Below are 25,978 nucleotides of genomic sequence, written 5' to 3'. Positions count from 1 at the left end.
TCATCGACTCCGGCGCCCAGCCGCAGAGATCAGTCGTCGTCTTCGGAAATCAGATGCTCGAAGGCTTGCAGGTTCGTCAACGACTCGCCCCGGGCCACCCGCCACGCCCACTCCTTCTGGATGGACGACTTGAAGCCCAGTTCCAGCAGCGTGTTGAAGTCGGTGTCGACCGCTTCGAGTACCTGCCCGAGCACCCGGTCGATCTCGTCAGGGGTGACGGCCTCCAGGGCGATCCGACCGATCAGGTAGATGTCACCGATGTTGTCCAGCGTGTAGGCCACACCGTAGAGCCGGCGATTGCGCTTGAGCAGGAAGCGGTAGACACCCTGGTGGTTCTCGTCGGGCTGGCGGCAGACGAAGGCCTCGACACGTACCGAGTGCTCGCCGATGCTCAGCAGGGTGTTGGTCTTGAGCTTGCGCTCCCCGGGCAGCTCCACGATCAGGCCGGGCAGCCCGCCGTGGGAACCCTCGAACCGGGTGTACGTCAGGTCGTTGTCGATCAGCGTCTTCTCGATGATCTGCTGGGCGGTGGCCTGTCTCACGCCCGCACTCCTCTGCGCATCGTCCACCGGCGCCCGTTGCGCCGGGCCAGCAGGTCGCGGGCGGCGCTGTGCCGGTGCGTGCTGGCATAGTCGGTGATCGCCCGGCCGTAGCTGGCCAGCAAGCCATCAACGGTGTTGTCCCAGGAGAACTTTCGCGCGTGTTCGACGGCGCCGCGGCTCAGCTCTGCGGGGTCGCGGCGCAGCAGCGCGTTGATGGCGGCGGCCCACTGATCGGGATCATGGCCGGGCACCAGGCTGCCGCTGACCCCGTCGGCCACCGCCACCGGCAAGCCGCCGACCGACGCGGCCACCACCGGCGTGCCGCAGGCCTGCGCTTCGACGGCGACCAACCCGAACGACTCCGAATAGCTGGGCACCGCCACGAGATCGGCGGCGCGGTAGACGTTGACGAGGCTTTCGCGTGATTGCGGCGGCAGGAACGTCACCCGTTCGGTGATACCCAATTCGGCGGCCAGCCCGGCGAGCGCATCGGGGGCGGCCAGGCCGCTTCCCGACGGTCCGCCGGCGATGAGCACCCGCACATCGGGCAGCAGCGCGGCGGCCCGCAACAACACGTCCGGCGCTTTCAGCGGTTGGATACGGCCGACGAACGCGACCACCTTCTCGTGCGGCGCCAGCCCGATCGCGGCGCGCGCGGCGCGCCTGTCCCCCGGACTGAAAGTCTCCAGATCGACCCCCGGGTGGACGATGTCGATCCGGTCCGGGTCGGCGTTGTGCAACGAAACCAGTTGGCGGGCTTCATCATCGGTGTTCACGATCAGGCGGTCGGCCTCGTCGACCACCTGCTGCTCGCCCACCGCGCGCAACGGCGGCTCCGGTGCGTCGCCGTCGGCCAGTGCCGCGTTCTTCACCGCGGCCAAGGTGTGACTGGTGTGCACCAACGGCACCGCCCACCGGTCGCGGGCCAGCCACCCGACCTGACCGGATAACCAGTAGTGCGAGTGCACGACGTCGTAGTAGCCGGGCTCATGGTTGGCCTCGGCGCGCAGCACCCCCGCGGTGAACGCGCACAACTGGGTGGGCAGGTCGTACTTGTCGAGACCCTCGAACGGGCCGGCGACCACGTTGCGCACCAGGACCCCCGGCGCTACCCGAACCACGGCCGGATCAGCCGACGACGTGGCCCTGGTGAAGATCTCCACCTCGACGCCGCGACGGGCCATATGCAGCGCGGTTTGCAGCACGTAGACGTTCATTCCGCCGGCGTCACCGGTGCCCGGCTGGGCCAGCGGTGAGGTGTGCACCGACACCACGGCCACACGGCGGGGCAGCACATCGGCCGAGCCATCGCTCAGATCCCGGGCGTGCCGCACGCCTCCATCTTTACACCCGCCGCAGCCGGCACCCGCTCAGGCCACCGGCAGTGCCGGCGGCAGCCTCAGGCCGACACGTCGGGGCGACGGTTCTGCGAACGCCGCAACGCTCCGATCGGATCGGCGTAGAGCCCGCCCAGCGACACGATGCCCGCACCGGCCTCCTGCACGCGGTTGCCGAACGCGGTGACCCGGATGTCGCGGGCCGACAGCACCGAACGCTCGGCGAACGCGGCCTCCACGTGCTGCATCCCTTCGGGATACTCAGTGAAGGCCTGGCCGCCGACGATCACATCGTCGGGGTTGAGCATGTCGCGCAGCAGCGCCACCGCGCCGCCCAACACCCGGGCCCGCTCCTGCAGCAGTTCACGGGCTGCGGTGGTCTCGGGCTGGTCGCCTTGTCGCGCGGTACGCAACAGCGTCGACATCGTGGCACTCGGCCCGGCGGCGGGGATGAGTCCGCGCTTACGGGCGGCGGCCAGAACGGCTTCGTCGCTGACGGTGGATTCCAGCTGACCTGTGCCGCCGAGGATGTCCGATTGCACCGGCAGCGCGGCGATGGTGCCGGGGCCACTGGCCGGGCTGTGCACCCGTCCGCCGATCACCAGAGCGAAACCGACTGTCTCACGGGCATATACGTACAGCGTGCTCGCTGTCGGCGACGGTGCGCGGCGCATCCCGAGCAGCAGTTCCGCACCGGCCATCGCATCGACGTGCGAGGCCACCGATACCGGCAGGCCCAGCGTCTCCGCCAGCACCGGGCCGACCGGGGCCTGAGTCCAGCCGAGCCGCGGATGGTCGACATGGCCGGTGACGCTGTCGACCACGCCGCCGATGGCCACGCCCACCCACAGCGGACGACGGCGATGCCAGCGGCTCAGGTAGCGCCGGGCGCTGCCGGCCAGCGAAGCCAGGGCCTGGGCCTGGCCGCCACGCGGGGTGGGCGTTTCGACGGCGTCGAGGGTGCGGCCGAACAGGTCGGTGGCCACAATGCTGGTGGTGCGTGCGCCGATGTGGATGCCCAGGGTCAGGAACGGCTCGTGGTTGACCTCGACGGGCACCCGCGGCCGGCCGATCGCACCGGAGACGGCGAGGTCGGCGCGTTCACGCAGGACCCCGGCATCCAGCAGTGCGGTGACCTGGCGGTTGACCGTGGCGATCGAGAGCTTGGTGACCTGGGCGATGACGTCGCGGGCGATGGCGCCGCGCTGGCGGACGGCGGCGAATACCGCTGCCGTGGCCGCTTCGGGGATCCGCAGCGACGGGGCGATGATGTGGTGGCGGGTCCGCAGCGGATGCGGCCGTGCGGCAGCGGTGCGGACGGGGCTATGGGAGGGGAGAGTTGTGGTGCGCACTGGGGTGTCCTTCTCGAGTCTGGGGGGCGGGTCCTGTGCCACGCCTGGCGACTTGATCGGGACGAAGAAGAAGTGTCCGGTCGGGTCAGACGCAGCGAATCGCGCGACAACAACACGCGGTGTGCGCGACCAGACAGCTGGTCAGACCGATACGGATCACGCGAAGAACTTAGCACAGTTACTAGAGTTGGTCCGATGACGACTCCAGATGCCCATTCTCGCGTGGCCGTGGTGACCGGCGCCAGCTCCGGAATCGGCGAAGCGACCGCGAAAACACTTGCCGCTCAAGGCTTTCACGTGGTGGCCGTGGCTCGCCGAGCAGACCGTATCCAAAGGCTGGCCGACGAGCTCGGTGGAACTGCGATTGTGGCCGACGTCACAGACGACGCCGCGGTCGAGGCGCTGGCCGCAGCACTGACCCGGGTAGACGTGCTGGTCAACAATGCCGGCGGGGCCAAAGGACTCGAACCGATCGCCGAGGCCGACCTGGAGAACTGGCGCTGGATGTGGGAAACCAACGTCCTGGGCACCCTGCGGGTCACCCGTGCCCTGTTGCCCAAACTGATCGCCTCCGGTGACGGGCTGATCGTCACGGTGACATCGACTGCCGCACTGGAGGTTTACGACAACGGCGGCGGCTACACCGCCGCGAAGCACGCCCAGGGCGCACTGCACCGGACGCTGCGTGGCGAGCTGCTGGGCAAGCCGATCCGGCTGACCGAGGTCGCCGCCGGCGCGGTGCTGACCGAGTTCTCGCTGGTGCGCTTCGGCGGCGACGAGGACCGGGCGCGGGCCGTCTACAACGGCATCACCCCGCTGGTGGCCCAGGATGTCGCCGACGTGATCGGTTTCGTGGCGTCGCGCCCGTCCCACGTCGACATCGACCAGGTCGTGATGCGGCCGCGCGATCAGGCCAGCGCCAGCCGGTTCAACCGCCGGGTGTAGCCGAACTGGTCGTCGAGCTCGGGGCCGTCGTGGTGGGCGTGCCCGACAGGGTCGGGGCGTCACTCGGGGTGGCCGGCGCAGTGCTGGGCATGCTCGACAGCGACTTTTGGGCCGACAGCGCGGACATCGACGTCCACTCGTCCCAGTCCACCGCCCAGTCCCAGATGTCGCCGTCGGCGTAGGACAGCTGGATAGAGGTGCCGGTGACCTCGACCGGGTCGCCGTAGACCGCGGTGTAGTAGTACTGCTCGGCGTCACCGGTGGACAGGTTGATGCACCCGTTGGTGACGTTGGTGTTGCCCTGCGCACCGGCACTGTTGGGGTTGGCGTGGATGAACTCACCGTTGTTGGAGATCCGCACCGCCCAACGCTCGTGGATGTTGCTGTAGCCGGCCGCCGGGTTGGACATGTAGAAGTCCGAGTACTTCTCGGTGACCACATGGATGCCGCTGCGGGTGACGTTGCGCGGTAGATCGGCCTCGCCGTAGCTGCACGGGAAGTCCATGATGACGCCCGCGTCGGTGATGACCTGGATGCGGTGCGAGAGGGCGTCGGCCTTGACCACCTGACGGCGCCCGATGTCGAAGTCGAGCGTCGAATCCGCCGCCCCGTAGGCGTCGTCGCCGAACTTCACGCCGTACAGACGGGCGTCGACGTGGACCTTGGTGCCCGGCTGGTAGTACTCCCGGGTGCGCCAGTGCAGCCGGGAGCCCTGCGCCTCGTCGGGCAGCCAGGCCCAACTGCCCTCAGTGGGCGGATCGGTGACGACCGTCAGGGCACGTTCCACGTCGGGTTTGTGCGCATCATCGATCGAGGCGTCGAACTGCATGATGATCGGCGCGGCCACGCCGACGGTCTGGCCGTCGGAAAGCTGGAACTGGCCGTTGACCTGGGTGGTCGGGTCGAGGGTGGCGAACGACGCCGCCACCGGGGCAGCTTTGCCGTCCCGGCCCACCACCGAGCCACCCCAGGTGTAGACACCGCCGTAGCCCAGCGGTTCGGTCGCGGTGAAGGCCGTGCGCTCGCGGTTGAGCGTGCCGGCCACCGGTTGGCCGTCGGCGTTGGTCAGCGTGACCCGCTGCAACCACCCGTCCTTGACCTCGAGGCTGACCGGCGCTGTCGGCGCCACATCCTTGGCGGCGTCGGCCGGGCTGAACGTCAGCGACGGCTTGGCAGGCGCCGCCGGCGACCCGGACTGTGTGCCGGACCCGCCGAAGCAGGCGGCCAGCGCGTTGGGGGCAACAACGCCGAGCGCCAGGGCCGTCAGCGCACGCCGGCGGTTGACCGGCGGCATTCTGTCGGCAGGGCTCACGTCAATCCAAGATACGGAAAGCGACCGTCACCCTGCCAATTGCCGCGGTGTGGTCATGGCCTCACCTAGGCAGCGTTTCAGATGCCGAAGATCTTCAGGAAGGCTGGTGCCGCCCCGCCCAGCTGGGATCCGGCGAAGTCGATGCTGCCACCCACGAGCGCGATCTCGGCTCCGGACGTCGGGTCGACAGAGCTGTAGTCACCCCAGCTCAACGACACCGGCCGCAGCGACGAGAACAGCCCGCCCACCGGGATGTGCGCCACGAAGGTCGGCCCGGGGCTCCCGAGCGGCAGCGACAGGTCCAGGTTCTGTCCACCGAACAGCAGGGCGTTGGTGAACCGCGGCGCGGCCTCAGCCCAGGCCCCGAAAGCCCCGAGGATGTTGCCGCTGCCCAGTGCCGTGGCGAACGTCTGCAGGCTGTCGTACGCGGTGAGGCCGGCGTTGATCACCGCACCCGCAACGCTGGCGGCGAAAGCGACCGTGGAGGGCACGGCGAGCGTGCCACTGGTCAGCGTGTTGGTGCTCTTGAGCGGTGAGGCCGTGAACGTGGTTGTGCCGGCGAGCGCGAACGTGGCGCCGCCGATCGGGGTCGTGGCGGTCACGTTCAGCGACACGGGGCCGCTCTGGCCCAGATCCGGTGCGCTCACGTCGGCGGACAGCGAAATCGGTCCGAACGGCGTGTTGATGGTCTGGTTGAACGGTTGGCCGGAGACAACGTTGGAGGACGGCGTGGCCGACCGCTTCGACAACGCCGCGGATGCGCTCAGCGGGGTGGTGCTCACCTTGACGCCCCGAGCGCTCACCGCGGTGGTGGTCACCTGGGCGACAGTTGCGCTTGCTCGTTTACTCGACGCCACGCTGGAGGCGCTGGCAGGCCCGGCGTCGGGCTTGCTGTCCGACGCGGAGTTCGACGGCTGGTGGCGCCCGGTGTCTGCCTGAGCGACTCCGGCCGCACCGGCCAAGGCCGCACCGACGCCGAGCGCCAGCGCGCCGGCACCCAGCCACGTCCGGACCCCGAGCATGGGGGTGCCCCCGCGCGTTGCGATCGACGAATTTCCACTGGCCATTTCGAATCCCCCATATCAGCGAAGCAAACCCGCACGTGCGCTTACATCCGCAATTATTTTCCCCATTATTCGTCGCCGGGGTTAATTCCCGGAATTCCCCGAGGTTAATTTTCTGCTGCGGGACGGAATCGGACTACAGAGCGCAGCCGACCAGCACGGGTTCCGGGATCAGGGTGATGCCGAAAACGTCGCGCACGCCGTCGCGGACTGTGCGGGCCACCGCCAGCACGTCGGCCGCGGTGGCATTGCCGCGGTTGGTCAAGGCCAGGGCGTGCTTGGTGGACAACCGGCAGGGCGAGGCGGGCCCGGGGAACCCCTTGCCGAAGCCGGCACGCTCGACCAGCCAGCCCGCCGCCAGCTTCACCCCGTCCGGGGAGGGATAGCGCGGCACCGGGCCGTCCTGGCCGGCCAGCAGCGCCTCGAACTGCTCGGCGGTAACGACGGGATTGGTGAAGAACGACCCCACACTCCAGGTGTCGTGGTCGTCCGGGTCGAGCACCATGCCCTTGCGGGCGCGCAGGTCGAGCACCGTCCGGCGGACCGCGCCCGGCTGTGCCCGCTCGCCGACCGCCACGCCGAGCGCCCCGCACAGTTCGGCGTAGCGCAGCGGCGCCGACAGGCCCGCCGCGTCCAGGCCGAACTCCACCTCGAGGACCACCGCGTCCGGGGAGTTCTTCAGCACGCTGTGCCGATAGCCGAAGCCCAGCTCGCCGGCCGCCGCCCAGCGCACCTGCCCGGTGCGCCGGTCCAGCAGCCGCACCCGGGTGAGCGTGTCGGCCACCTCGACTCCGTAGGCCCCGACGTTCTGGACGGGCGTGGCCCCGGTTGAGCCGGGGATGCCCGACAGACATTCCAGCCCGCCGAGCCCACGCTCGAGCGACAGTGCGACGACGTCATCCCACACCGCGCCGGCCTCGGCGCGCAGCACGGAGCCGTCGACGCTGACGGTGCGATTGGCCAGCAGGACGACGGTCAGGTCGGCGAGGTCGTCGGCGATGACCACGTTTGAGCCACCGGCCAGCACCAGAACCGGTCCGTCGGCGGCCTCATCGAGTGTGCGGACAGCGGCCACGACCTGATCGGTGGTGGTGCAGGTGATGACACGACGGGCAACCGGACCGACCCGCAGAGTGGTCAGCGACGCCAGCGCAACCCGCTCGGCGACCGCCGCGCCGCCGAAATCTTGCAGGGGTCCCACGGCCCGTAACGGTAGCCTCACCAGCTATGCCGCGTTCATTCGACATGGCCACCGACTACGACGGAAGCGTCGAACAGGTGCATGCGGCGCTGTGCGACGAGCAGTACTGGCTGGCCCGCCTGGCCGACTCGGGTGCCGACGACGCCACGCTGGACTCGATGCGGCTCAGCGCCGACGGCGGCGTCGACGTCGCGACCACCCAGATTCTGCGTTCCGACCGACTGCCGGGCGTCGTCACCCAGTTTCACCGCGGCGACTTGCGCATCCAGCGGGTGGAGCGCTGGTCGGGCCTGCTCGACGGACAGGCACAGGCCGCCGTGGACGGCGTCATCCCGGGTGCGCCGGTCACACTGACTGGCAGCGCGCTCCTGACACCCGCAGAACAGCGGGCGCGCTTGGCTTTTCGAGCCACCGTGGAGGTTCGGATCCCGTTGGTCGGCGGCAAGGTGGAGAACTTCATCGGCAACCAATTGGTGGACCTGCTGATCGCCGAACAGCGATTCACCACGATGTGGATCGCCGAGCACGGCTGAGCCCGCGGGTACCGTGATTCCATGTCCCGCCGCATGGACTACGTGATCGCACTCGACAAACCCGCATCCGACCTTTACGTGAGCTTCACCAGTCGCGAGTACTGGGAAGATCTGGTCGCCGAGCACGCCCGGCACTACGACTCGACGCTGACGCACTTCGCCTCCGGCGACGGCGGCACCGACATCGTCTTCACCCACACGCTGTCGAGTAAGGACCTGCCGTCGGTGGCGGCCGCGGTCGTCCCGCTCAACCTGACCGTCACGCGCGAACAACATTTCGCGCCGTTCGACGCCGCGTCCCAGTCGGCGCGCGGGCACTACAAGGCGCTGGTGCCGTCGGCGCCGATGGACTTCGGCGGAACCTACGTGCTGAGCGAGTCGCCGACCGGCAGCGAGTTGCGGCTCAACAGTGTCTGCACGGTCAAGGTGCCGATCATCGGCGGCAAGATCGAAGAGTGGGTGCTGGGCGGACTGCACGGATTGTTCGACAACGAGCGCGATTTCACCCGCGACTGGATCGCCAGCCATTACTAGGACACAACGGCCGGTCGGTGTGCCGACCCGCGGAACGACCAACGCCAACCGTCTGCGGCGCGCCGACCGCTGGCTGCTGAACTCCCCGCGGGTGCGCTCGGCGCTGGAGTCGGCGAGCGAACCGCTGATCGTCGACCTCGGCTATGGCCGGCTCCCCGTCACCACCCTGGAGATGGCCGCGCGACTGCGCGCGCTGCGCCCCGACATCCGGGTGGTCGGCCTGGAGATCGACCCGCAGCGGGTGGTCCCCGCGGTCGACGGTGTCGAATTCCGGGTCGGTGGTTTCGAACTGGCCGGCCTGCGCCCGGTTCTGGTGCGCGCGTTCAACGTGCTGCGCCAATACCCGCCGGAGGCGGTCGACCAGGCGTGGGAGGTAATGCGCTCGCGCCTGGCGCCCGGCGGGCTGATCCTCGACGGCACCTGCGACGAGTTGGGGCGGCGGTGCTGCTGGGTGCTGCTCGACGGCGACGGCCCGGTGAGCCTGACACTGGCCTGCGATCCCCGGCACATCGAGCGGCCCTCCGATTTGGCTGAACGGTTGCCGAAAGTCCTTATCCACCAAAATGTTCCGGGCCAACCCATCCATGAACTCCTCACTACCGCGGACCGGGCGTGGGCCGCATCGGCAGGGCATTCGGTGTTCGGTCCGCGGGACCGGTGGCGGGCGATGATCGCCGAGATGCGCAGTGCGGGCATCGCACTGGAACCGCAACGCCGAAGCGTGCGCGACGCGGTGCTCACCGTCCCGTGGTCGTCGGTCGCACCCGGTTAGCTGCGGCGCCTAGCATCTAGACATGCGGATCGCCCTGGCCCAGATCCTCTCTGGCACCGACCCCACCGCCAACCTGACCCTGGTCGAGCAGTACACCCGGCAGGCCGCCGAGGCGGGCGCACAACTGGTCGTGTTCCCCGAGGGCACCATGAGCCGGTTCGGGGTGCCGCTGACCCCCGTCGCCGAACCGCTGGACGGACCATGGGCCGACGCGGTGCGCGGCATCGCCGCGCGCGCCGGGATCACCGTGGTCGCGGGAATGTTCACCCCCACCGCCGATGAGCGGGTCACCAACACCCTGCTGGCCACCGGACCCGGCGTCGATGCCCACTACGACAAGATCCACCTCTACGACGCGTTCGGGTTCGCCGAATCCACCGGCGTCGCGGCCGGCCGCGAACCGGTGGTCATCACCGTCGACGGCGTCGGCGTGGGCCTGACGCTGTGTTACGACATCCGCTTCCCCAGCCTCTACATCGAGCTGGCCGACCGCGGTGCGCAGGTCATCACGGTCAGCGCATCGTGGGGGGCGGGTCCCGGCAAGCTCGAGCAGTGGACCCTGCTGGCCCGCGCCCGGGCGCTGGACTCGGCGTCGTTCATCGCCGCCGCCGGCCAGGGCTATCCGGGTGACGAGCTGGCGAACTCCTCGAAGGCCCCGACCGGTGTCGGCGGCAGCCTGGTCGCCTCCCCGTTCGGCGAGGTGCTCGCCTCCGCGGGCCCCGACCCCCAACTCGTGGTGGCCGACGTCGACGTCGACACCGTGCCCGCGGTGCGCGAAACGCTCGGTGTCCTGCGCAACCGCTCAGAGTTCGCTCAGATTGATAGGGCAGAATCGCGCGGGTGACGTATCCGCCACAGGGCCCGAATCACCCGGTCGGACCCGGCGACCCCACCGCCCCGGCCTGGCCGGCCGCTACTCCTGAGCAGCCCACCCAGCACATCCCGCGGTCCCCCGGACCCGTCGACCCCGTCACCCAGTACATCCCGCAGCCGGGCCCGCCGAGCGCGCCGCCGCCCGTCGAACCGCCCGCCGAACCCAAGTCCGGGTTCCTGCGCGATCCGCTGTCGATCGTGCTGGTGCTCGTCACCGTCATCGCGCTGGCGATCGCCGCACTGGTCGGTACCGAGCTCTACGTGCGGCACCGGGCCAACACCGTGGTGGCCAACGCGGTGGAGTGTGTGGTCAAGGACTCCGCCACCGTGTCGTTCGGTATGCGTCCCTTCCTGCTGCAGCACCTGACCGGCAGCTACAACGACATCCGGGTGGAGACCGCGGGCAACCAGATCCGCGAAGCCAAGGGCATGAAGCTCGACCTGCTGCTCGACGACATCAAGATCAACAAGACCGCGGATTCGGCGGGCACCCTGGGCGCGCTGGACGCCACCATCACCTGGTCCAACGATGGCATCCGGCAGACGGTCGGGGACATCATCCCGTTGCTCGGCGGCTTGGTCACCTCGGTGGCCACCAGCCCGTCAGACGGAACGATCGAGCTCAAGGGTGGTCTGGGCACGGTGACGGCCAAGCCCGAGGTGTCCAACGGCGGCCTGAACCTCGAGGTGGTCAACCTGACCGGCCTCGGCTTCAGCCTGCCCAAGGAAACCATCCAGCCGGCGTTGGATGCCTTCACGACCGCGCTGACGAAGAACCTGCCGATGGGGATTCACGCCGACAGCGTCGCCGTCACCGATACCGGCGTCACCGCCACGTTCATCACCAGGAACGCGACGATCCCCAACGGTCAGCAGGATCCCTGCTTCGCAGGCGTTTAGTCCAGGCCGTCGAGCACGGCGCGGGTCCCGGACAATCCGAGCCGGGTAGCGCCGGCGTCGAGCAGGGCCAGCGCGTCCTGCGCGGTGCGGATACCTCCGCTGGCTTTAACACCGAGGCGACCACCCACCGTTGCGGCCATCAGTTCCACGGCCGTCACGGATGCGCCGCCTGACGGATGAAATCCGGTCGAGGTCTTGACGAAGTCCGCGCCAGATTCCTCGGCGGCCCGGCAGACCGCGACCAGCGTGGGTTCGCCGGCCAGGCTCAACAGCGCCGCCGACTCGACGATGACCTTGAGCAGCGCGCCGGGAACCGCGGCGCGAACGGTGGCGATATCGGCGGCGACGGCGGCGAAGTCACCGGCGACGGCGGCCCCGACGTCGATCACCATGTCGACCTCGTCGGCCCCGAAGCCCACGGCCAGCGCCGCCTCGTGGGCCTTGACGGCCGGCAGGTGCTTGCCCGACGGGAAGCCGGCGACAGTGGCGATCAACAGGCGTTCCGGATGCCCGCTGCCGGCCTTGTGGGCGGCGGAGACCATCGACGGCGATACACAGACCGCCAGCACGCCTAGTTCGGCGGCTTCGTCGACCAGTGCGGCGATGTCGGCGTCGGTGGCTTCGGGTTTGAGCAGGGTGTGATCGACGAGCGCGGCCACGTCGGCTCTGCGCCAGATATCCCCGAGCCGCTCCGCTCCTGCCGGCCGGCGGGTCATCAGAACGGCTCCTCGGAGCCGCCGGGATTACAGCCCGCGGCGGTCATGGCGTCGTCGTCGACCACAGGCCGCCACGGCTCGAGGTTCCAGCTGGTCTTGCCGGGTTCGACGATCTCGGCGAAGCGGAAGTGGCAGACGAACTGCTCTCGCATGCCGGGTATGGCCGCGTCGGGGGCAAGCGCGAGGACCTCGCTCCAGGCCTCGTCGATCTCCCACGGCGGTTTGAACATCTGCCCGCCCGCCTGCCTGCCGGTCGCAGTGGGATAGACCCGCAGGCTGGACAGGTCGCCCCAGTGCTGCCATTCGGCGTGATCGATGAAAGGCGGTGCGGGGGTGGTGTCGGCCGCCGCGGGAGCGGCAAGGCACAGGGCCACCGGCACGACGGCAAGGACGCCGGCCAGCCGGTGTCGAGTGCTCAGCGGGACTTCCCCTGGACGTCGAGCAGCTTGGGCCGGACGTCGACGAGGTAGACGCCCGAGGCCACCGCGGCGATCGCGACGCCCATTACGTCGAGGACACCGACAACGGCGAGAAGACCGGCGACGCCGAGGATTACCAGCCACACCGGCTTGGTCAGCTTCTCGGCGGCGGTGTAGGCATCTGGCCGCTGAATCGCGGCGTGCACGAACGAATAAAGGGTGGCGACAATAACCAGCCACCGAATGACTTCGAGGATGGTACCCGCAAGACCGGCAAGCATCACGCTGCCAGACTATGCGGGCACCACCCTCACCGTCGAACTAGTCGCCCCAGTCATGCCCCGAGGCGACCCGGTTTCACTTCTGGGTGACCTTCTTGGCCGGAGCCTTCTTGGCCGGGGCCTTCTTGGCAGCAGCCTTGGCCGGAGCCTTCTTGGCGGCGGCCTTCTTGGCCGGGGCCTTGGTGGCGGGGGCGGCCTTGGCGGGCAGCTCGACGCCGACCAACTTGGCGGCACGCTCACCGACCGCGCGGGTCTGCGAGGACACGCTGCCCAGCGCGTCCTGGGTCAGCTCGACGGCCTGGTCGACGTAGCCCTCGACCTGCGCGGCGGCATCCTTGAAATCGGGCTGGTTGCGCAGCCGCTCCAGGGCGGCCTCGCCACGCTCGACCAAGGTGTTGTAGGTCGCGGTGGCGTCTTCGACGAAGCCCTCGGCGGCCTTGCGCAGCTCTTCGGAGCTCAGCTTGCCGCGGATTTCCTCGGCGCGCTGGGGCAGGTCTTCCTGCAGCTTGGTCAGCTTGGCGCGGCGGCCTTCGACGCGCTCGGCGGCCTCGGTGCGGGCATCCTCGGCGCGGTCACGCAGGTTGGCCAGGATCTCGTTGACGGTGGCCAGGGCCAGGTCGGCAGCACCGACCGCAGCGAGCAGCGGGGCCTTCAGTTCCTCGATGGTGGGGTTCTCGGCCATGTGAATGGCTCCTTTCAGACTTTTCAAATCGATTGTGGTTGACGGTTTTTCAGCGGATGTGGAGATGCGGCTATTCAGACGTCAGCTCCTCACGGGCAGCTTCGTTCTGCTGACAGAACGACATGTAAATGTCGAGCAGAACCTGCTTTTGGCGTTCGGTGATGGCGGTGTCCCCGATGATCGCGTCGTTCACCTGACTGCTGCCCTCAATGGGCTCCAGGATTCCGGCGCGCACATAGAGCACCTCCGCCGACAACCGCAGCGCCTTGGCGATCTGGCTCAGCACCTCCGCAGAAGGTTTGCGTAGTCCCCGTTCGATCTGACTGAGGTACGGGTTGCTGACGCCGGCCTTCTCGGCCAACTGCCGCACCGAAACCTGAGCGGCTTCACGCTGCGCCCTGATGAAGCCGCCGATGTCGTGCGCGGCGATGGAAACCACGGCCTGGATGTCTGCATCCTGTGCCATGACTACCTCCTCGCGCAATGCTGTTCCGGTGCGTACGGAACTCACACTACGCGGGGGTGCTAACTTTTGCAAGCACTAGTTAGCGCAGGTCAGAATATGATTTGTGCCACTGTGTAGATCACGAGGCCGGCCAGAGCTCCCACTACGGTGCCGTTGATCCGGATGAACTGGAGGTCGCGTCCGACGTGCAATTCGATGCGCCGGCTGGCTTCCTCGGCGTCCCATCGCTCGATGGTGTCGGTGATGATCGTGGTGATCTCCGCGCCGTACTGCCCGACCAGATGCTGCGCCCCGCGCACGATCCAGTTGTCCACCTTGTCGCGTAGCTCGATGTCGTCCCGAAGTGACTCACCGATGCGCACGACGGAGTCCGCGACCCGGGTCCGCAATGCGCTCGACGGGTCGTCCACGCCGTCAAGAACCAAGCGCTTCAACGTCTTCCACGCCGTCTCGGCAGCACGGGTCACCTCGTCACGGGCCATCAGCTGTTCCTTGACCGCCTCGGCCCGCGCGATGGTGGCGTCGTCGTTCTGCAGGTCGTCGGCGAACTCGAACAGGAAACGCGTAGCCGAAAGGCGCAGTTCATGATTCGGGTTGCGGCGCACCTTGTCGGTGAAGTCCATCAACTCGCGGTGAATCCGGTCGCCGACCAGATGGTCGACGAACCGCGGCGACCAGGTCGGCGAATCCCGGGTGACCACCCGCTCGATGGTCTCCCCCGCATTCAGGGCCCACTCGAAAGCTCTGTCGCACAACAGCTGTATGAGTGCTTCCTGACGGTTCTCGGCCAGCAGCTGGCCCAGCACCCGGCCCACCGGAGGTCCCCACTGCGGTTCGGCCAGCCGCCGGACGATGGTGCGATCGATGACCTGCTGGATGTCGTCGTCGTTGAGGAGCTCCACCACGACACGCAGTACCGTCGCCGCCTCACCGGCCACCCGGTCGGCATGGTCGGGCTGGGAAAGCCACTTGCCCAGCCGCCCGGCGACGTCGGCGTCACGCAGTTTCGTCTCGACGACAGCGGGCGACAGGAAGTTCTCCCGGACGAAGTTGCCCAGGCCTTCACCGAGCTGGTCCTTCTTGCGCTTGATGATCGCCGTGTGCGGGATCTTGAGCCCCAGCGGATGGCGGAACAGCGCAGTGACGGCGAACCAGTCGGCCAGCGCGCCCACCATGCCGGCCTCGGCCGCGGCGCCGACATACCCGACCCAGGCCGGCCCGCCCTGGGCCTGGCCCCAGCGGCAGACCAGGAACAACACCGTGGCGCCGAGCAGGAAACTCAGCGCCACCGCCTTCATCCGGCGCAGCGAGCGCGCCCGTTCGGCGTCGGCTTCGGGGTCTGCGCCGGCAAACGACTCCGCCAGGGACGCCCCGGCGCGCACTACAGCCGCCGGCAACGCCGGACGGTCAGGTTCGGTAACCACTCCACCATCATCCGCTATGTGCCGGGCCAGTTAATGTGACCTTGCCGTCAGGACAGACCGTAGAATCGTCGAGAACAAGGGGAACGGACTCCGCGATAGTGGCACAGCAGATAAGCGACGGGGTCGCCAAGACCGATGGTCGCAAGCGACGCTGGCGTCAACACAAGGTGGAACGCCGCACCGAGTTGGTCGACGGTGCCCTCGAAGCCATCCGCCAGCGCGGTCGCGACGTCAGCATGGACGAAATAGCTGCGGAAATCGGCGTCTCCAAGACCGTTCTGTACCGCTATTTCGTTGACAAGAACGACCTCACCACCGCGGTGATGATGCGGTTCGCGCAGACCACTCTGATCCCCAACATGGCCGGTGCACTGTCGTCGGACCTCGACGGCTTCGACCTGACACACGAGATCATCCGGGTGTATGTCGAGACCGTGGCCGCCGAGCCCGAGCCATACCGATTCGTCATGGCAAACAGTTCGGCCAGCAAAAACAAAGTCATCGCCGATTCGGAACAGATCATCGCGCGAATGCTTGCGGTCGTGCTGCGCCGGCGTATGCAGCGCGCCGGGATGGACACCAGTGGCGTGGAGCCGTGGGCCTACCTGATCGTCGGCGGGGTTCAGCTGGCGACGCACTCGTGGATGTCGAACCCGCGGATGACCAGCGGTGAATTGATCGACTACCTGACCATGCTGTGCTGGAACGCACTGTGCGGAATCGTCGAGGTCGGCGGCTCGCTGGAGAAGTTCAACTCCGACCCGCACCCGTCTCCGGTGCTGCCGCCCGCACTGCGGCGCACCCGCTAGCTAGGCTCTCGGCTATGGCCGACCTGCCGTCGCAGTGGACTCACGAACCGCACACGATCCTCCAGTTCCGCACCGGCGAGAAGATCGCCGATATCGACCCGAACTCCAGCCCGGGCTATACCGGCGACAAGAATGGCTCCAGCGAGGTGCAGGCCGAGCGCAACGAGCGCTTTGCGGGGCTGCAGGAAATGCTCTACGCCAGCGGCAAAGCCGGGGACGGCCGCTCACTGCTTCTGGTGCTGCAGGGGATGGATACCGCAGGCAAGGGCAGCATCGTCAAGCACGTGGTGGGGGCCGGAAACCCGATGGGCATCCAGTACGCGAGTTTCGGTGTGCCCACCGAGGAGGAGCGGGCCCATCACTACCTGTGGCGCATCCGCAAGGCGCTGCCGTCCGCAGGCCACATCGGGGTGTTCGACCGGTCGCACTACGAAGACGTGCTGGTGGTGCGGGTGCACGATCTGGTGCCCCGCGAGGTCTGGGAGCCGCGCTACGACGAGATCAACGCGTTCGAGAAGGAACTCGTCGACTCCGGGACGACGGTGGTCAAGTGCGCCATGTTCGTGTCCCTCGACGAGCAGAAACGCCGGCTGTCCGAACGGCTAGAGCGCCCCGACCGGTACTGGAAGTACAACCCCGGCGATCTGGACGAGCGCAAGCTATGGCCGGCCTACCAGGAGGCCTATCAGGCCGTCCTCGACCGCACCTCGACCGACTACGCGCCCTGGTACGTCATCCCGTGCGACAAGAAGTGGTACAGCAGGTTGGCGATCACCGAGCTGCTTATCGAAGCGCTCAAGGACATGAATCTCACCTGGCCACCCGCCGACTTCGACGTGGCGGCCGAGAAGAAGAAGCTCGAACAAGCCTGAGCCGGTTGGTCAGCCCTTGACCAGGGTGAACTGACCGATGTTGGTGATGCCACGGCGGAAGAAGTCCGCGCAGCCGACCAGGTACTTCATGTAGCGGTCGTAGACCTCCGGGGAGGTGATGGCGATCGCCTCCTGGCGCGCAGCCAGCAGGTTGGCCGCCCACATGTCCAGGGTGCGTGCATAGTGTTCGCGCAGCAGGTGGGTGCGCTGCAGGGTGAAGCCGGAGTCCGCCGCGAGCACTTCGATGTCCTCGACGGCGGGTAACCGGCCGCCGGGGAAGATCTCGGCTTCGATGAACTGCATGAACTTCAGGTCGCTGATGGTCACCTTGATGCCGTTGTCGCGGAAGAACTTCTGGGTGTGCGCCAGGATCGTGTGCAACAGCATGCGGCCGTCGTCGGGCAGCAGGTTGTAGGCCTTCTCGAAGAACAGCGGGTAGCGCTCGACCTTGAACGCTTCGAAGGCGCCGATGCTGACGATGCGGTCGACCGGGTCACTGAACTCTTCCCAGCCCTGGAGCCGAACCTCGACCGAGCGGGCGGTGTCCAGCTTGGCCAGCCGTTTGCGGGCGTACTCCGACTGGTTTTTACTGAGCGTGATGCCGATCACGTTCACGTCGTACTTCTGGACGGCCCGCTCCAGAGCCCCGCCCCAGCCGCAACCGACGTCGAGCAGAGTCATCCCCGGCTCGAGATTCAGCTTGCCGAGCGCCAGGTCGAACTTGGCGTTCTGCGACTCGTCGAGGTCCATGTCCTCGCGCTCGTAATAGCCGCAGGTATATCCCATGGTCGGGCCGAGGAACAGGGCAAAGAAGTCGTCAGAGACGTCGTAGATGGACTGAGACTCCTCGTAGTAAGGAGTCAGGTCCGCTTCCACGTTCGCCATCAACAAAGCCCTTCAGGTTTCCGCTTGCTAGGTCGGGCCGTGGACAGCGGGGGTTCGCTACAAACGGTCCCCCGACCAGGGCCACAGGCCCACCGGCGTGCAGCCTAGTCAATTAGTCTGGGGATTGCATAAGCACAGGTCGTCAGTAGCTGTAGAAGCCCTGTCCGGATTTCTTGCCCAGCATCCCCGCCTCGACCATGCGCAGCAGCAACGGTGGCGGCGCGTAGTGGGCGTCCTTCAATTCCTCATACATCGAGTCCGCGATGAGCTTCATGGTGTCCAGTCCGATCAGGTCGGACAACCGCAGCGGGCCCATCGGATGCGAGAGCCCGGCCACGATCGCGGTGTCGACATCCTCGACGGTGGCCACACCGGCCTCGACCATCCGGATCGCCGACAACAGGTAGGGCACCAGAAGAGCGTTGACGACGAATCCGGAACGGTCGGCGCAACGCACCACCTTCTTGCCCAGGACCTCACCGGCGAACTGTTCGACCCGGGCGATCGCCCCCTCGGAGGTGACCAACGTGTTGACCAGTTCCACCAGCGGCAGCACCGGCACCGGGTTGAAGAAGTGCAGGCCGATCACCCGGCTCGGATTCTTCGTTGCCGCAGCGATTTTCATGATCGGGATGCTGGAGGTGTTGGATGCCAGCACAGCGTCGGGGTCGGTGATGATGCGGTCGAGTTCAGCGAAGATCTTGCCCTTGACCGTCTCGTCCTCGACGACGGCCTCGATGACGAGCTGGCGGTCCGCCATGTCGGCGAGGTCGGTGGTGAACGTCAGCCTGGCCAGCGTGGCGTCGCGGTCGGCCTCCGACAGCTTGCCGCGGCTCGTCGCACGCTCCAGCGACCCGGTGAGCCGGCTGCGGCCGGCGTTGAGCAACTCGTCCGTCGGTTCGAAGACGACGACGTCGGCGCCGGCCTTGGCGGCCACCTCGACGATCCCTGAGCCCATCTGCCCCGCGCCGATCACACCTACTCGTTGAATACTCACTTCATCTCCTCACGCGTCAGGCCCCGCCCAATATAAGGACGGGGCCTGAACTGCGAAACGGCGGGACCTGCTCGTGCAGAGGCTTAGTGGAACTGTCCCTCTTCGGTCGAGCCGGCCAGCGCGGTGGTCGAGCTGGTCGGGTCCACGGTGGTGGCGATCCGGTCGAAGTAGCCGGCGCCGACCTCACGCTGGTGCTTGGTCGCGGTGTAGCCGCGCTCCTCGGCAGCGAACTCGCGCTCCTGCAGCTCGACGTAGGCGGTCATCTGGTTGCGGGCGTAGCCGTAGGCCAGATCGAACATCGAGTAGTTCAGGGCGTGGAAGCCGGCCAGCGTGATGAACTGGAACTTGAAGCCCATGGCGCCGAGTTCCTTCTGGAAGCGGGCGATCGTCGAGTCGTCCAGGTGCTTGCGCCAGTTGAACGACGGCGAGCAGTTGTAGGCCAGCATCTGGTCGGGGAACTCGCTCTTGACGCCCTCGGCGAAGCGGCGGGCCAGGTCCAGATCCGGGGTGCCGGTCTCCATCCAGATCAGATCCGAGTACGGCGCGTAGGACTTGGCGCGGGCGATGCAGGGCTCCAGGCCGTTCTTGACCCGGTAGAAGCCTTCCTTGGTCCGCTCGCCGGTGATGAACGGCTGGTCGCGCTCGTCGACGTCGGAGGTGATCAGCGTGGCGGCCTCGGCATCGGTACGGGCGATGACGACGGTCGGCACGTCGGCGACGTCAGCCGCCAGGCGAGCCGAGGTCAGGGTGCGGATGTGCTGCTGGGTGGGGATGAGCACCTTGCCACCGAGGTGGCCGCACTTCTTCTCCGAGGCCAGCTGGTCTTCCCAGTGCGAGCCCGCGACACCGGCGGCGATCATGGCCTTCTGCAGCTCGTAGACGTTGAGGGCGCCACCGAAACCGGCCTCGCCGTCGGCGACGATCGGGGCCAGCCAGTTCTCCACCGAGGTGTCACCCTCGACCTTGGCGATCTCGTCGGCACGCAGCAGCGCGTTGTTGATGCGACGCACCACCTGCGGCACCGAGTTGGCCGGGTAGAGGCTCTGGTCGGGGTAAGTGTGGCCGGAGAGGTTCGCGTCACCGGCGACCTGCCAACCCGACAGGTAGATGGCCTTGAGGCCCGCGCGGACCTGCTGGACGGCCATGTTGCCGGTCAGCGCGCCGAGCGAGTTGACGAACTCCATCTCGTGGAGCTGGTTCCACAGCACCTCGGCGCCGCGGCGGGCCAGGGTGGCCTCCTCGACGACGCTGCCCTGCAGCGCGACAACGTCGGCCGGGGTGTAGGTACGGGTGAGACCCTTCCACCGGGGGTTGGTGTCCCAGTCGCGCTGGATCTCTTCTGCGGTCTTCGGCTTGCCGACGTTGGACCCGACGTTGGGCATGGGCCTGCTCCTTTTGCTAACTCTGGTACAGCTTGGCTGGTGTGCTGCCTTCGAGCATGCCTCGCACCATTAGTGCACTTCAAGCCACTGCGAATGCCAATTTTCGCCAAGCAGTACGTTCATCTTGCGAAGTTTGCGAAGGTCCAATCCAGCTGAACCGGTTCAGAAGTTACTGGCGGGTAGCGGATTCCCGCAGGTCAGTACGCTTGTACTGTTAAAAACTCGTCGCTCAGAGCCCGAAGATCGACGCGACGGCTTTGACCTCGTCGCCGACCATGTATGTGAGCGTTCTAACAGTGCGGTCGGTCAGCTCCGGACCGAATTTGTCGGTCGATCCGGGCGGATAGACGTGCGACAGAATCTCCAGCTTGTCGCCGAGGGCGACGGGTGCGTCGTGTTCGATGGTCACCCGCAGCGGTGACTCGAACAGTTCGGGATACGGGGCGAGGAACTCCTCGACCACCTTCCAGTACACCGAATTGTTGACGTGATCGAAGAAGTCGATATCGCTGACCCGAATCGGGAACGCGCGGATCTCGTCGGCGTCCTGCCGGGCTCCCGGAGTCAGGTAGGCCTTCCACCGCAGCCGGCTGACTTCGGTGGTCCTCTTCAAGCCGTCCAGGAAGTCGTCGGCGATCCGGGCCGGCCCCTGGGTCTCACGGTTGATGTTGATCCAGAACGCCTCGGATTCGATCAGCCCGCCTTTGCGACCGTCGACCCGCACCCGCATTTCACACCAGCGGTTGGAGGTTCCCGAACACCAGCGGCGCATCCGCAGCATGTCCTGGAACTCGATCGGACGGATCAGATCGACCATCGTGCGCCGGACGATCCACAGCGGGTGGGTCTCCTCGTGGCCCATCTCGCGCAGCTGGTCCTGGCCGATGTCCTGGATATGGCGGCACGCCGCGTCCAGCCGCAGACGGCCGGCCCGGTCGATGTCACCGACCCGCAGCGACCATTCCCGGTCGAACACATCGGGGTGCGGATCGGGTACGGGCATCAGCACCTTGGCCAGACCGCTTACGGCCGTGTCCTTCTCGGTGGTACTCATGGTGCCTTCTCCCCAGGCTGAAGCTTTCCCGCCCAGCGCGATCATGCCAAAGGCCTCAGCGAATGCCAACAAGCGTCCTTGCCAATCCTGCTAAGCAGGCCTTCGCAGCGCCGGTACCCTGGGCAGGTGTCCAAGACGTTCGTCGGGTCCCGCGTGCGTCAACTCCGTAGCGAACGCGGATTCAGCCAGGCCGCGCTGGCCCAGATGCTGGAGATCTCCCCCAGCTATCTCAACCAGATCGAGCACGACGTCCGGCCGCTGACCGTCGCGGTCCTGCTGCGGATCACCGAGGTGTTCGGTGTGGACGCGACGTTCTTCGCCTCGCAGGACGACACCCGGCTGATCGCCGAACTCCGGGAGGTCCTGCTGGATCGCGACCTGGATGCCGGCATCGATCCCGCCGAGGTCGCCGAGATGGTCAACACCCATCCCAATCTGGCCAAGGCGATGGTCACCCTGCACCAGCGCTACCGGATGGCCACGACGCAACTCGCCGCGGTGACCGAGGACCGGTTCAACCTCAACGCCGGAGGCAGCGGCTCGGGATCGATCTCCATGCCCCACGAGGAAGTTCGGGACTACTTCTACCAACGGCAGAACTATCTTCACGAGCTCGACACCGCCGCAGAGGACCTGACGGTGCGGATGCGCCTGCACCGCGGCGACCTCGCCGGCGACATCGGCCAGCGCCTGGCGCAGGTGCACGGCGTGCGCATCGTCAGGCGCGTCGACCTCGGCGACACTGTGCTGCACCGCTACGACCCCGAGACCAAGACGATGGAGATGAGCGCCCATCTGTCCGGTGGCCAGCAGGTGTTCAAGATGGCCGCCGAATTGGCCTATCTCGAATTCGGCGACCTCATCGACACCAAGGTCGCGGCCGGTACGTTCACCAGCGACGAGTCACGCCGACTGGCCCGGCTCGGGTTGGCCAACTACTTCGCGGCCGCAACAGTGTTGCCCTACGGGCAATTTCACGGCGTCGCCGAGAGCTTCCGCTACGACATCGAGCGGCTCTCGGCGTTCTATCAGGTCAGCTACGAGACGATCTGCCATCGGCTCTCGACACTGCAGCGACCGTCGATGCGGGGAGTGCCCTTCTCGTTCGTCCGGGTCGACAAGGCCGGCAACATGTCGAAACGCCAGTCCGCCACCGGATTTCACTTCTCATCCTCGGGCGGCACCTGCCCGCTGTGGAACGTCTACGAGACGTTCGCCAACCCGGGCAAGATCTTGGTGCAGATCGCGCAGATGCCCGACGGCCGTAACTACATGTGGGTGGCCCGGACCATCGAGCGTCGCGCGTCCCGATACGGACAACCCGGCAAGACCTTCGCGATCGGGCTGGGCTGCGAAATGCGCCACGCCAACCGGCTGGTCTACTCGAAGGGTCTGGATCTGTCCGCGGACACCGCGACGCCCATCGGCGCGGGGTGCCGGGTGTGTGAGCGCGACAACTGCGCCCAGCGGGCGTTTCCCGCACTCGGCCGCGCGCTCGATCTCGACGAGCACCGCAGCACCGTGTCGCCCTACCTGGTCAAGGAGTCCTGATGGCAGAACGTATCCCGCCCGGCGGCCGCCGCGAACTCGGCGTGGTCAATTGGGCCATCGCCAGAGCGGGGGCGCGATCCATTCGTGCGCCGCGGATGCACCTGTTCGAGGTACTGGGCCAGCACCGGCTGTTGTTCTTGTCGTTCCTGCCGTACTCCGGTGTCCTGCTCAACTGGGGCAAGCTATCCAAGCAGGACAAGGAGTTGGTCATCCTGCGGGTGGGGCACCTGCGCGGATCGCAGTACGAACTGCAGCAGCACCGTCGGCTCGCGCGCTCACGCGGGCTCGATGCGGCGTTGCAGGACAGGATTTTTGCCGGCCCGGAGGCCGAGGGGCTCACCGCCCGCCAACGGGCGCTGCTGACGGCGGTGGACGAGTTCATTCTCAACCGGGATCTGACCGACGAAACGTTCGCGGAGCTGGCCCGGCACCTCAACCGCCAGCAGATCATCGAATTCTGCGCGCTGGCAGGCCATTACGACACCATTGCCGCCATACTGGCCACGCTGCGGGTGCCGATGGACTTCCCGGACTGAACGCCTACACGTAGGTGACGCCCAACACGATCAGGGTGAACACCACCGGCGAGATCGGAAGGCAGGCCAGAAAAGCCGCCGCTACCAATCGCTTTCGCTGATACAGCTGCCAGGCGAGCCAGCCGACCGCGGCCGACGCGACGGCGATCAATGCCGCGAGGATCAGTACCCAGAAGTTCACCCGGTAGGCCGACGTGGCGATGGAGATCCCGACCAGCCACAGGATGTGACCGATCACGAAACCGCCGATCGCGGCGACGATAGTCGACGGGCTCAAAAGTTGATCATGTGGCCGGCGAGGCCGTGGAAGCATTCCTGGAGCGCCTCCGACAGCGTCGGGTGGGTGTGCACGTTGCGGGTCAGCTCGTTGACCGTCAGATCCCATTTCTGCGCCAGGGTGAGTTCGGGCAGCAGCTCGGAGACGTCGGGTCCGATCAGGTGGGCGCCGAGCAGTTCGCCGTACTTGGCGTCAGCGATGACCTTGACGAAACCGGTGGGGTCGGCCAGGCCGTGTGCCTTGCCGTTGGCGGTGAAGGGGAACTTGGCGACCTTGACGTCGTAGCCTTCGTCACGCGCCTGCTCCTCGGTGAGGCCGAAGCTGGCCACCTGCGGCTGACAGAACGTCGCGCGCGGCATCATCCGGTAGTCACCGAGGGCCAGCGTTTCGGCGCCGGCAATGGTCTCGGCGGCCACCACACCCATGGCCTCGGCGACGTGCGCCAGCTGCAGCTTGGCGGTGACGTCACCGATCGCGTAGATGTGCGGCACGTTAGTGCGCATGTAGTCGTCGATGCCGATGGCCTTGCGATCGGTCAGCGCGACCCCGGTGGCTTCCAGGCCGAAGCCCTCGACGTTGGGGGCGAATCCGATGGCCTGCATCACCTTGTCGGTTTTGATCTCCTCGGTCTTGCCGTCCTTGCTGACCACGACAACGACGGAACCGTCAGCCTCGTTGTCAGTGATCGACTCCACCTTGGTACCGGTGAGGATCTTGACGCCCAGCTTCTTGTACTGCTTCTCGATCTCCTTGGAGACCTCGGCGTCCTCGTTGGGCAGGGCGCGTGGCAGGAACTCGACGATGGTGACGTCCACGCCGTAGTTCTTCATCACGTAGGCGAATTCCATGCCGATCGCGCCGGCGCCGGCGATGACGATGGACTTGGGCAGCTCCCGGGACAGGATCTGCTCTTCGTAGGTGACGACGTTCTTCGACAGCGAGGTGCCGGGCACCAGCCGGGTGCTGCTGCCGGTCGCGATGATCGCGTTATCGAAGGTGACCGTCTCTGTTCCGCCGTCGTTCAGCTTGACCGACAGGGTGTTGGCGTCGGTGAAGGTGCCGTAACCCTGGATCTCGGTGATCTTGTTCTTCTTCATCAGGAAGTGCACGCCGGCGACACGGCCGTCGGCGACCTTGCGGCTGCGGTCGAACGCGGCACCGTAGTCGAAGGTGGCCTCACCGGTGATGCCGAAGGTCTTGGCTTCCTTGGTGAAGATGTGCGCCAGTTCGGCGTTGCGCAGCAACGCCTTCGACGGGATGCAGCCCACATTGAGGCATACCCCGCCCCAGTACTTGGGCTCGACGATGGCGGTGTTCAGCCCGAGTTGGGCCGCGCGGATCGCCGCGACGTATCCACCGGGTCCGGCTCCGAGAACGACGACGTCATAGTGGGTCACGCAGATAACCCTAGCGCGGCCGCGAGGCAGGCGGTCAGCCGATCGCGGGCCGGGCTACCCATTCGAAGTAGTAGGCACCGTGCAAGACGGCCGCGGCCGCCACCGAGGCCATCGGCGCCGACATCAAAGCGATGGCCAGGGCGATTACCGCAGGTCGGTTCGGCACCATCGAGACGAGCACGCCAGCCACCGCACACCCGATCAGATACAGCAGCACTCCGAACGTGGCGGGCGTCTTGTGCAGCGAGGTGTACCACCAGAAGTAGAAGCCCAGCCCGCAGGCCGCGGCCAGCAGCCACACTGCGGCCACGATGAACACGAACTGCCAGCGCCTGACATGCAGGTACGAACTGTCCGCCACCGCGGGTGCGGGCGGCACGACCACCGGTTCGGCATGCACCAGACCGCTCAGCGGCTGCATGAAGGCGTCGGTGTCGAAGTTGTCCAACTCGCTGAATGCGTGCGGTGAGGACAGGTCCGGCACCGGGTCGCCGAGTGCGCGCAGTGGGCCGGGGTGCGGGCCGGTGTCGAAGATCGGCGCATGATGCGGTTCGGTCGAGGGCAGGGACGTCTTTTCAGCCACCGGATACCACCTGAATGAGAACCAGCGTCGCGAGCCAGCCTGGGGCCATCGCCAGGACGAACGCGCCCACTGTGGTGAGCCAGCGGCGAGGAGAGAACAGGATCGTCAGCATCCCGATTGCTCCGGGTACGCCGATGACCAGGGCGACCACGAGGTCGGGACGAATCGGGGCTTTGACCAGCACTGTGGTGACGACGGCGGCGACCAGGCCAGTCACACAACCGACCAGCAACGCGCTTGTGAGCAGCCATGCCCGAGGCAGGGGTATCACTCTTGTGACGA

The 25,978-nt window shown here is 67.1% G+C and carries 30 protein-coding genes; 10 read left to right on the top strand and 20 right to left on the bottom strand.

Annotation, left to right across the window (positions count from 1 at the left end; all coding sequences use genetic code 11):
• Positions 1-29 precede the first annotated feature (29 nt).
• The 3 genes from OG976_RS16795 to OG976_RS16785 form a co-directional block, all read right to left on the bottom strand.
• Positions 30-542, bottom strand: coding sequence for a YbjN domain-containing protein (locus tag OG976_RS16795; RefSeq protein WP_328350903.1), 513 nt, complete (start codon positions 540-542; stop codon positions 30-32).
• Complete coding sequence (gene mshA, locus OG976_RS16790; protein ID WP_328350900.1) at positions 539-1,876, bottom strand: D-inositol-3-phosphate glycosyltransferase; 1,338 nt, start codon at positions 1,874-1,876, stop codon at positions 539-541. The genes OG976_RS16795 and mshA overlap by 4 nt, the downstream gene beginning before the upstream one ends.
• Before the next feature lie 65 nt (positions 1,877-1,941).
• Positions 1,942-3,231, bottom strand: coding sequence for an ROK family protein (locus OG976_RS16785; RefSeq protein ID WP_328350897.1), 1,290 nt, complete (start codon positions 3,229-3,231; stop codon positions 1,942-1,944).
• A 195-nt stretch (positions 3,232-3,426) separates the two neighbouring features.
• Between OG976_RS16785 and OG976_RS16780 the strand changes: the two genes are divergently transcribed.
• The gene (locus OG976_RS16780) at positions 3,427-4,176 is read left to right on the top strand and encodes an SDR family oxidoreductase (RefSeq protein WP_328350894.1); all 750 of its coding nucleotides are present in this window, start codon (positions 3,427-3,429) and stop codon (positions 4,174-4,176) included.
• On the opposite strand, the gene OG976_RS16775 is transcribed toward OG976_RS16780, so the two are convergent.
• The 3 genes from OG976_RS16775 to OG976_RS16765 form a co-directional block, all read right to left on the bottom strand.
• Positions 4,160-5,470: an Ig-like domain-containing protein gene (locus OG976_RS16775; RefSeq protein WP_442930538.1), complete on the bottom strand. Its 1,311-nt coding sequence runs from the start codon at positions 5,468-5,470 to the stop codon at positions 4,160-4,162. The genes OG976_RS16780 and OG976_RS16775 overlap by 17 nt on opposite strands.
• Before the next feature lie 95 nt (positions 5,471-5,565).
• Entirely contained in the window at positions 5,566-6,555 is a 990-nt protein-coding gene (locus OG976_RS16770; RefSeq protein WP_328350888.1) for a hypothetical protein, read from the bottom strand.
• 133 nt (positions 6,556-6,688) lie between these two features.
• Positions 6,689-7,774, bottom strand: coding sequence for a UDP-N-acetylmuramate dehydrogenase (locus tag OG976_RS16765; RefSeq protein ID WP_328350885.1), 1,086 nt, complete (start codon positions 7,772-7,774; stop codon positions 6,689-6,691).
• Between the two features lie 5 nt (positions 7,775-7,779).
• Between OG976_RS16765 and OG976_RS16760 the strand changes: the two genes are divergently transcribed.
• The 5 genes from OG976_RS16760 to OG976_RS16740 are packed head-to-tail and all read left to right on the top strand — an operon-like array spanning position 7,780 to position 11,365.
• Entirely contained in the window at positions 7,780-8,286 is a 507-nt protein-coding gene (locus tag OG976_RS16760) for a DUF2505 domain-containing protein (protein ID WP_328350882.1), read from the top strand.
• 21 nt (positions 8,287-8,307) lie between these two features.
• A complete protein-coding gene (locus OG976_RS16755; RefSeq protein ID WP_328350879.1) occupies positions 8,308-8,820 on the top strand; it encodes a DUF2505 domain-containing protein in 513 nt (170 codons plus the stop codon).
• Between the two features lie 19 nt (positions 8,821-8,839).
• The gene (locus OG976_RS16750; protein ID WP_328350876.1) at positions 8,840-9,592 is read left to right on the top strand and encodes a class I SAM-dependent methyltransferase; all 753 of its coding nucleotides are present in this window, start codon (positions 8,840-8,842) and stop codon (positions 9,590-9,592) included.
• Between the two features lie 22 nt (positions 9,593-9,614).
• Positions 9,615-10,436, top strand: a complete 822-nt coding sequence (locus tag OG976_RS16745) for a carbon-nitrogen hydrolase family protein (RefSeq protein WP_328350873.1) — start codon at positions 9,615-9,617, stop codon at positions 10,434-10,436.
• Complete coding sequence (locus OG976_RS16740) at positions 10,433-11,365, top strand: LmeA family phospholipid-binding protein (protein ID WP_328350870.1); 933 nt, start codon at positions 10,433-10,435, stop codon at positions 11,363-11,365. Before OG976_RS16745 ends, OG976_RS16740 begins: the two co-directional genes overlap by 4 nt.
• Here the strand turns inward: OG976_RS16740 and deoC are convergent.
• From deoC to OG976_RS16710, 6 genes are all read right to left on the bottom strand, one after another.
• Positions 11,362-12,081 carry a deoxyribose-phosphate aldolase gene (gene deoC, locus OG976_RS16735; RefSeq protein WP_328350867.1) on the bottom strand — a complete coding sequence of 240 codons (720 nt, stop codon included), beginning with the start codon at positions 12,079-12,081 and terminating at the stop codon, positions 11,362-11,364. The genes OG976_RS16740 and deoC overlap by 4 nt on opposite strands.
• A complete protein-coding gene (locus tag OG976_RS16730; protein ID WP_328350864.1) occupies positions 12,081-12,455 on the bottom strand; it encodes a DUF2599 domain-containing protein in 375 nt (124 codons plus the stop codon). The genes deoC and OG976_RS16730 overlap by 1 nt, the downstream gene beginning before the upstream one ends.
• Positions 12,456-12,496: 41 nt before the next feature.
• Positions 12,497-12,781 (bottom strand): DUF2516 family protein, encoded by a 285-nt coding sequence (locus OG976_RS16725; RefSeq protein ID WP_328363664.1) that lies wholly within the window; start codon positions 12,779-12,781, stop codon positions 12,497-12,499.
• A gap of 76 nt (positions 12,782-12,857) precedes the next feature.
• Positions 12,858-13,463, bottom strand: a complete 606-nt coding sequence (locus OG976_RS16720) for a heparin-binding hemagglutinin (protein WP_328350862.1) — start codon at positions 13,461-13,463, stop codon at positions 12,858-12,860.
• Positions 13,464-13,533: 70 nt separating this feature from the next.
• The gene (locus OG976_RS16715) at positions 13,534-13,929 is read right to left on the bottom strand and encodes a helix-turn-helix domain-containing protein (RefSeq protein WP_328350859.1); all 396 of its coding nucleotides are present in this window, start codon (positions 13,927-13,929) and stop codon (positions 13,534-13,536) included.
• An 89-nt stretch (positions 13,930-14,018) separates the two neighbouring features.
• Positions 14,019-15,353, bottom strand: a complete 1,335-nt coding sequence (locus OG976_RS16710) for a DUF445 domain-containing protein (protein ID WP_328350856.1) — start codon at positions 15,351-15,353, stop codon at positions 14,019-14,021.
• Between the two features lie 98 nt (positions 15,354-15,451).
• Here OG976_RS16710 and OG976_RS16705 point away from each other — a divergent pair, with 98 nt between their 5' ends.
• The gene (locus tag OG976_RS16705; RefSeq protein WP_328350853.1) at positions 15,452-16,162 is read left to right on the top strand and encodes a TetR/AcrR family transcriptional regulator; all 711 of its coding nucleotides are present in this window, start codon (positions 15,452-15,454) and stop codon (positions 16,160-16,162) included.
• 14 nt (positions 16,163-16,176) lie between these two features.
• On the top strand, positions 16,177-17,034 hold the full coding sequence (locus tag OG976_RS16700) for a polyphosphate kinase 2 family protein (RefSeq protein WP_328350850.1): 858 nt from the start codon (positions 16,177-16,179) through the stop codon (positions 17,032-17,034).
• Positions 17,035-17,043: 9 nt separating this feature from the next.
• Here OG976_RS16700 and OG976_RS16695 read toward each other — a convergent pair whose 3' ends face one another.
• The 4 genes from OG976_RS16695 to OG976_RS16680 all read right to left on the bottom strand — a co-directional run bounded on the left by OG976_RS16695 (position 17,044) and on the right by OG976_RS16680 (position 21,352).
• On the bottom strand, positions 17,044-17,919 hold the full coding sequence (locus OG976_RS16695; RefSeq protein ID WP_328350847.1) for a cyclopropane mycolic acid synthase family methyltransferase: 876 nt from the start codon (positions 17,917-17,919) through the stop codon (positions 17,044-17,046).
• A 142-nt stretch (positions 17,920-18,061) separates the two neighbouring features.
• Positions 18,062-18,916 carry a 3-hydroxybutyryl-CoA dehydrogenase gene (locus tag OG976_RS16690; protein WP_328350844.1) on the bottom strand — a complete coding sequence of 285 codons (855 nt, stop codon included), beginning with the start codon at positions 18,914-18,916 and terminating at the stop codon, positions 18,062-18,064.
• 83 nt (positions 18,917-18,999) lie between these two features.
• On the bottom strand, positions 19,000-20,298 hold the full coding sequence (gene aceA, locus OG976_RS16685) for an isocitrate lyase (RefSeq protein ID WP_328350841.1): 1,299 nt from the start codon (positions 20,296-20,298) through the stop codon (positions 19,000-19,002).
• Positions 20,299-20,527: 229 nt separating this feature from the next.
• The gene (locus OG976_RS16680; protein ID WP_328350838.1) at positions 20,528-21,352 is read right to left on the bottom strand and encodes an acyl-[acyl-carrier-protein] thioesterase; all 825 of its coding nucleotides are present in this window, start codon (positions 21,350-21,352) and stop codon (positions 20,528-20,530) included.
• 126 nt (positions 21,353-21,478) lie between these two features.
• On the opposite strand from OG976_RS16680, the gene ramB reads away from it, so the two are divergent.
• Entirely contained in the window at positions 21,479-22,903 is a 1,425-nt protein-coding gene (gene ramB / locus OG976_RS16675) for an acetate metabolism transcriptional regulator RamB (protein ID WP_328350835.1), read from the top strand.
• Positions 22,903-23,439: a carboxymuconolactone decarboxylase family protein gene (locus tag OG976_RS16670; protein ID WP_328350832.1), complete on the top strand. Its 537-nt coding sequence runs from the start codon at positions 22,903-22,905 to the stop codon at positions 23,437-23,439. Before ramB ends, OG976_RS16670 begins: the two co-directional genes overlap by 1 nt.
• Before the next feature lie 4 nt (positions 23,440-23,443).
• On the opposite strand, the gene OG976_RS16665 is transcribed toward OG976_RS16670, so the two are convergent.
• Genes OG976_RS16665 through OG976_RS16650 form a run of 4 tightly spaced genes read right to left on the bottom strand, consistent with a single transcriptional unit; the run spans position 23,444 to position 25,967 of the window.
• Positions 23,444-23,716, bottom strand: coding sequence for a hypothetical protein (locus tag OG976_RS16665; RefSeq protein WP_328350829.1), 273 nt, complete (start codon positions 23,714-23,716; stop codon positions 23,444-23,446).
• Positions 23,713-25,113 (bottom strand): dihydrolipoyl dehydrogenase, encoded by a 1,401-nt coding sequence (gene lpdA, locus OG976_RS16660; RefSeq protein ID WP_328350826.1) that lies wholly within the window; start codon positions 25,111-25,113, stop codon positions 23,713-23,715. The genes OG976_RS16665 and lpdA overlap by 4 nt, the downstream gene beginning before the upstream one ends.
• 34 nt (positions 25,114-25,147) lie before the next feature.
• Positions 25,148-25,696 (bottom strand): hypothetical protein, encoded by a 549-nt coding sequence (locus OG976_RS16655; protein WP_328350823.1) that lies wholly within the window; start codon positions 25,694-25,696, stop codon positions 25,148-25,150.
• The gene (locus tag OG976_RS16650; protein WP_328350821.1) at positions 25,689-25,967 is read right to left on the bottom strand and encodes a putative holin; all 279 of its coding nucleotides are present in this window, start codon (positions 25,965-25,967) and stop codon (positions 25,689-25,691) included. Before OG976_RS16650 ends, OG976_RS16655 begins: the two co-directional genes overlap by 8 nt.
• Positions 25,968-25,978 lie beyond the last annotated feature (11 nt).

The organism is Mycobacterium sp. NBC_00419 (assembly GCF_036023875.1).
Lineage (GTDB): Bacteria > Actinomycetota > Actinomycetes > Mycobacteriales > Mycobacteriaceae > Mycobacterium.
This window is presented reverse-complemented; position numbering and strand designations above follow the sequence as displayed.

What these genes read in the sequence shown, in the direction of transcription:
- OG976_RS16780 (WP_328350894.1), top strand. Translation starts at nt 3,427, where the DNA reads ATGACGACTCCAGATGCCCATTCTCGCGTGGCCGTGGTGACCGGCGCC.
- OG976_RS16775 (WP_442930538.1), bottom strand. Translation starts at nt 5,470, where the DNA reads ATGCCGCCGGTCAACCGCCGGCGTGCGCTGACGGCCCTGGCGCTCGGC.
- OG976_RS16770 (WP_328350888.1), bottom strand. Translation starts at nt 6,555, where the DNA reads ATGGCCAGTGGAAATTCGTCGATCGCAACGCGCGGGGGCACCCCCATG.
- OG976_RS16760 (WP_328350882.1), top strand. Translation starts at nt 7,780, where the DNA reads ATGCCGCGTTCATTCGACATGGCCACCGACTACGACGGAAGCGTCGAA.
- OG976_RS16755 (WP_328350879.1), top strand. Translation starts at nt 8,308, where the DNA reads ATGTCCCGCCGCATGGACTACGTGATCGCACTCGACAAACCCGCATCC.
- OG976_RS16745 (WP_328350873.1), top strand. Translation starts at nt 9,615, where the DNA reads ATGCGGATCGCCCTGGCCCAGATCCTCTCTGGCACCGACCCCACCGCC.
- deoC (WP_328350867.1), bottom strand. Translation starts at nt 12,081, where the DNA reads ATGACCCGCCGGCCGGCAGGAGCGGAGCGGCTCGGGGATATCTGGCGC.
- OG976_RS16725 (WP_328363664.1), bottom strand. Translation starts at nt 12,781, where the DNA reads ATGCTTGCCGGTCTTGCGGGTACCATCCTCGAAGTCATTCGGTGGCTG.
- OG976_RS16720 (WP_328350862.1), bottom strand. Translation starts at nt 13,463, where the DNA reads ATGGCCGAGAACCCCACCATCGAGGAACTGAAGGCCCCGCTGCTCGCT.
- OG976_RS16715 (WP_328350859.1), bottom strand. Translation starts at nt 13,929, where the DNA reads ATGGCACAGGATGCAGACATCCAGGCCGTGGTTTCCATCGCCGCGCAC.
- OG976_RS16700 (WP_328350850.1), top strand. Translation starts at nt 16,177, where the DNA reads ATGGCCGACCTGCCGTCGCAGTGGACTCACGAACCGCACACGATCCTC.
- OG976_RS16695 (WP_328350847.1), bottom strand. Translation starts at nt 17,919, where the DNA reads ATGGCGAACGTGGAAGCGGACCTGACTCCTTACTACGAGGAGTCTCAG.
- aceA (WP_328350841.1), bottom strand. Translation starts at nt 20,298, where the DNA reads ATGCCCAACGTCGGGTCCAACGTCGGCAAGCCGAAGACCGCAGAAGAG.
- OG976_RS16680 (WP_328350838.1), bottom strand. Translation starts at nt 21,352, where the DNA reads ATGAGTACCACCGAGAAGGACACGGCCGTAAGCGGTCTGGCCAAGGTG.
- OG976_RS16670 (WP_328350832.1), top strand. Translation starts at nt 22,903, where the DNA reads ATGGCAGAACGTATCCCGCCCGGCGGCCGCCGCGAACTCGGCGTGGTC.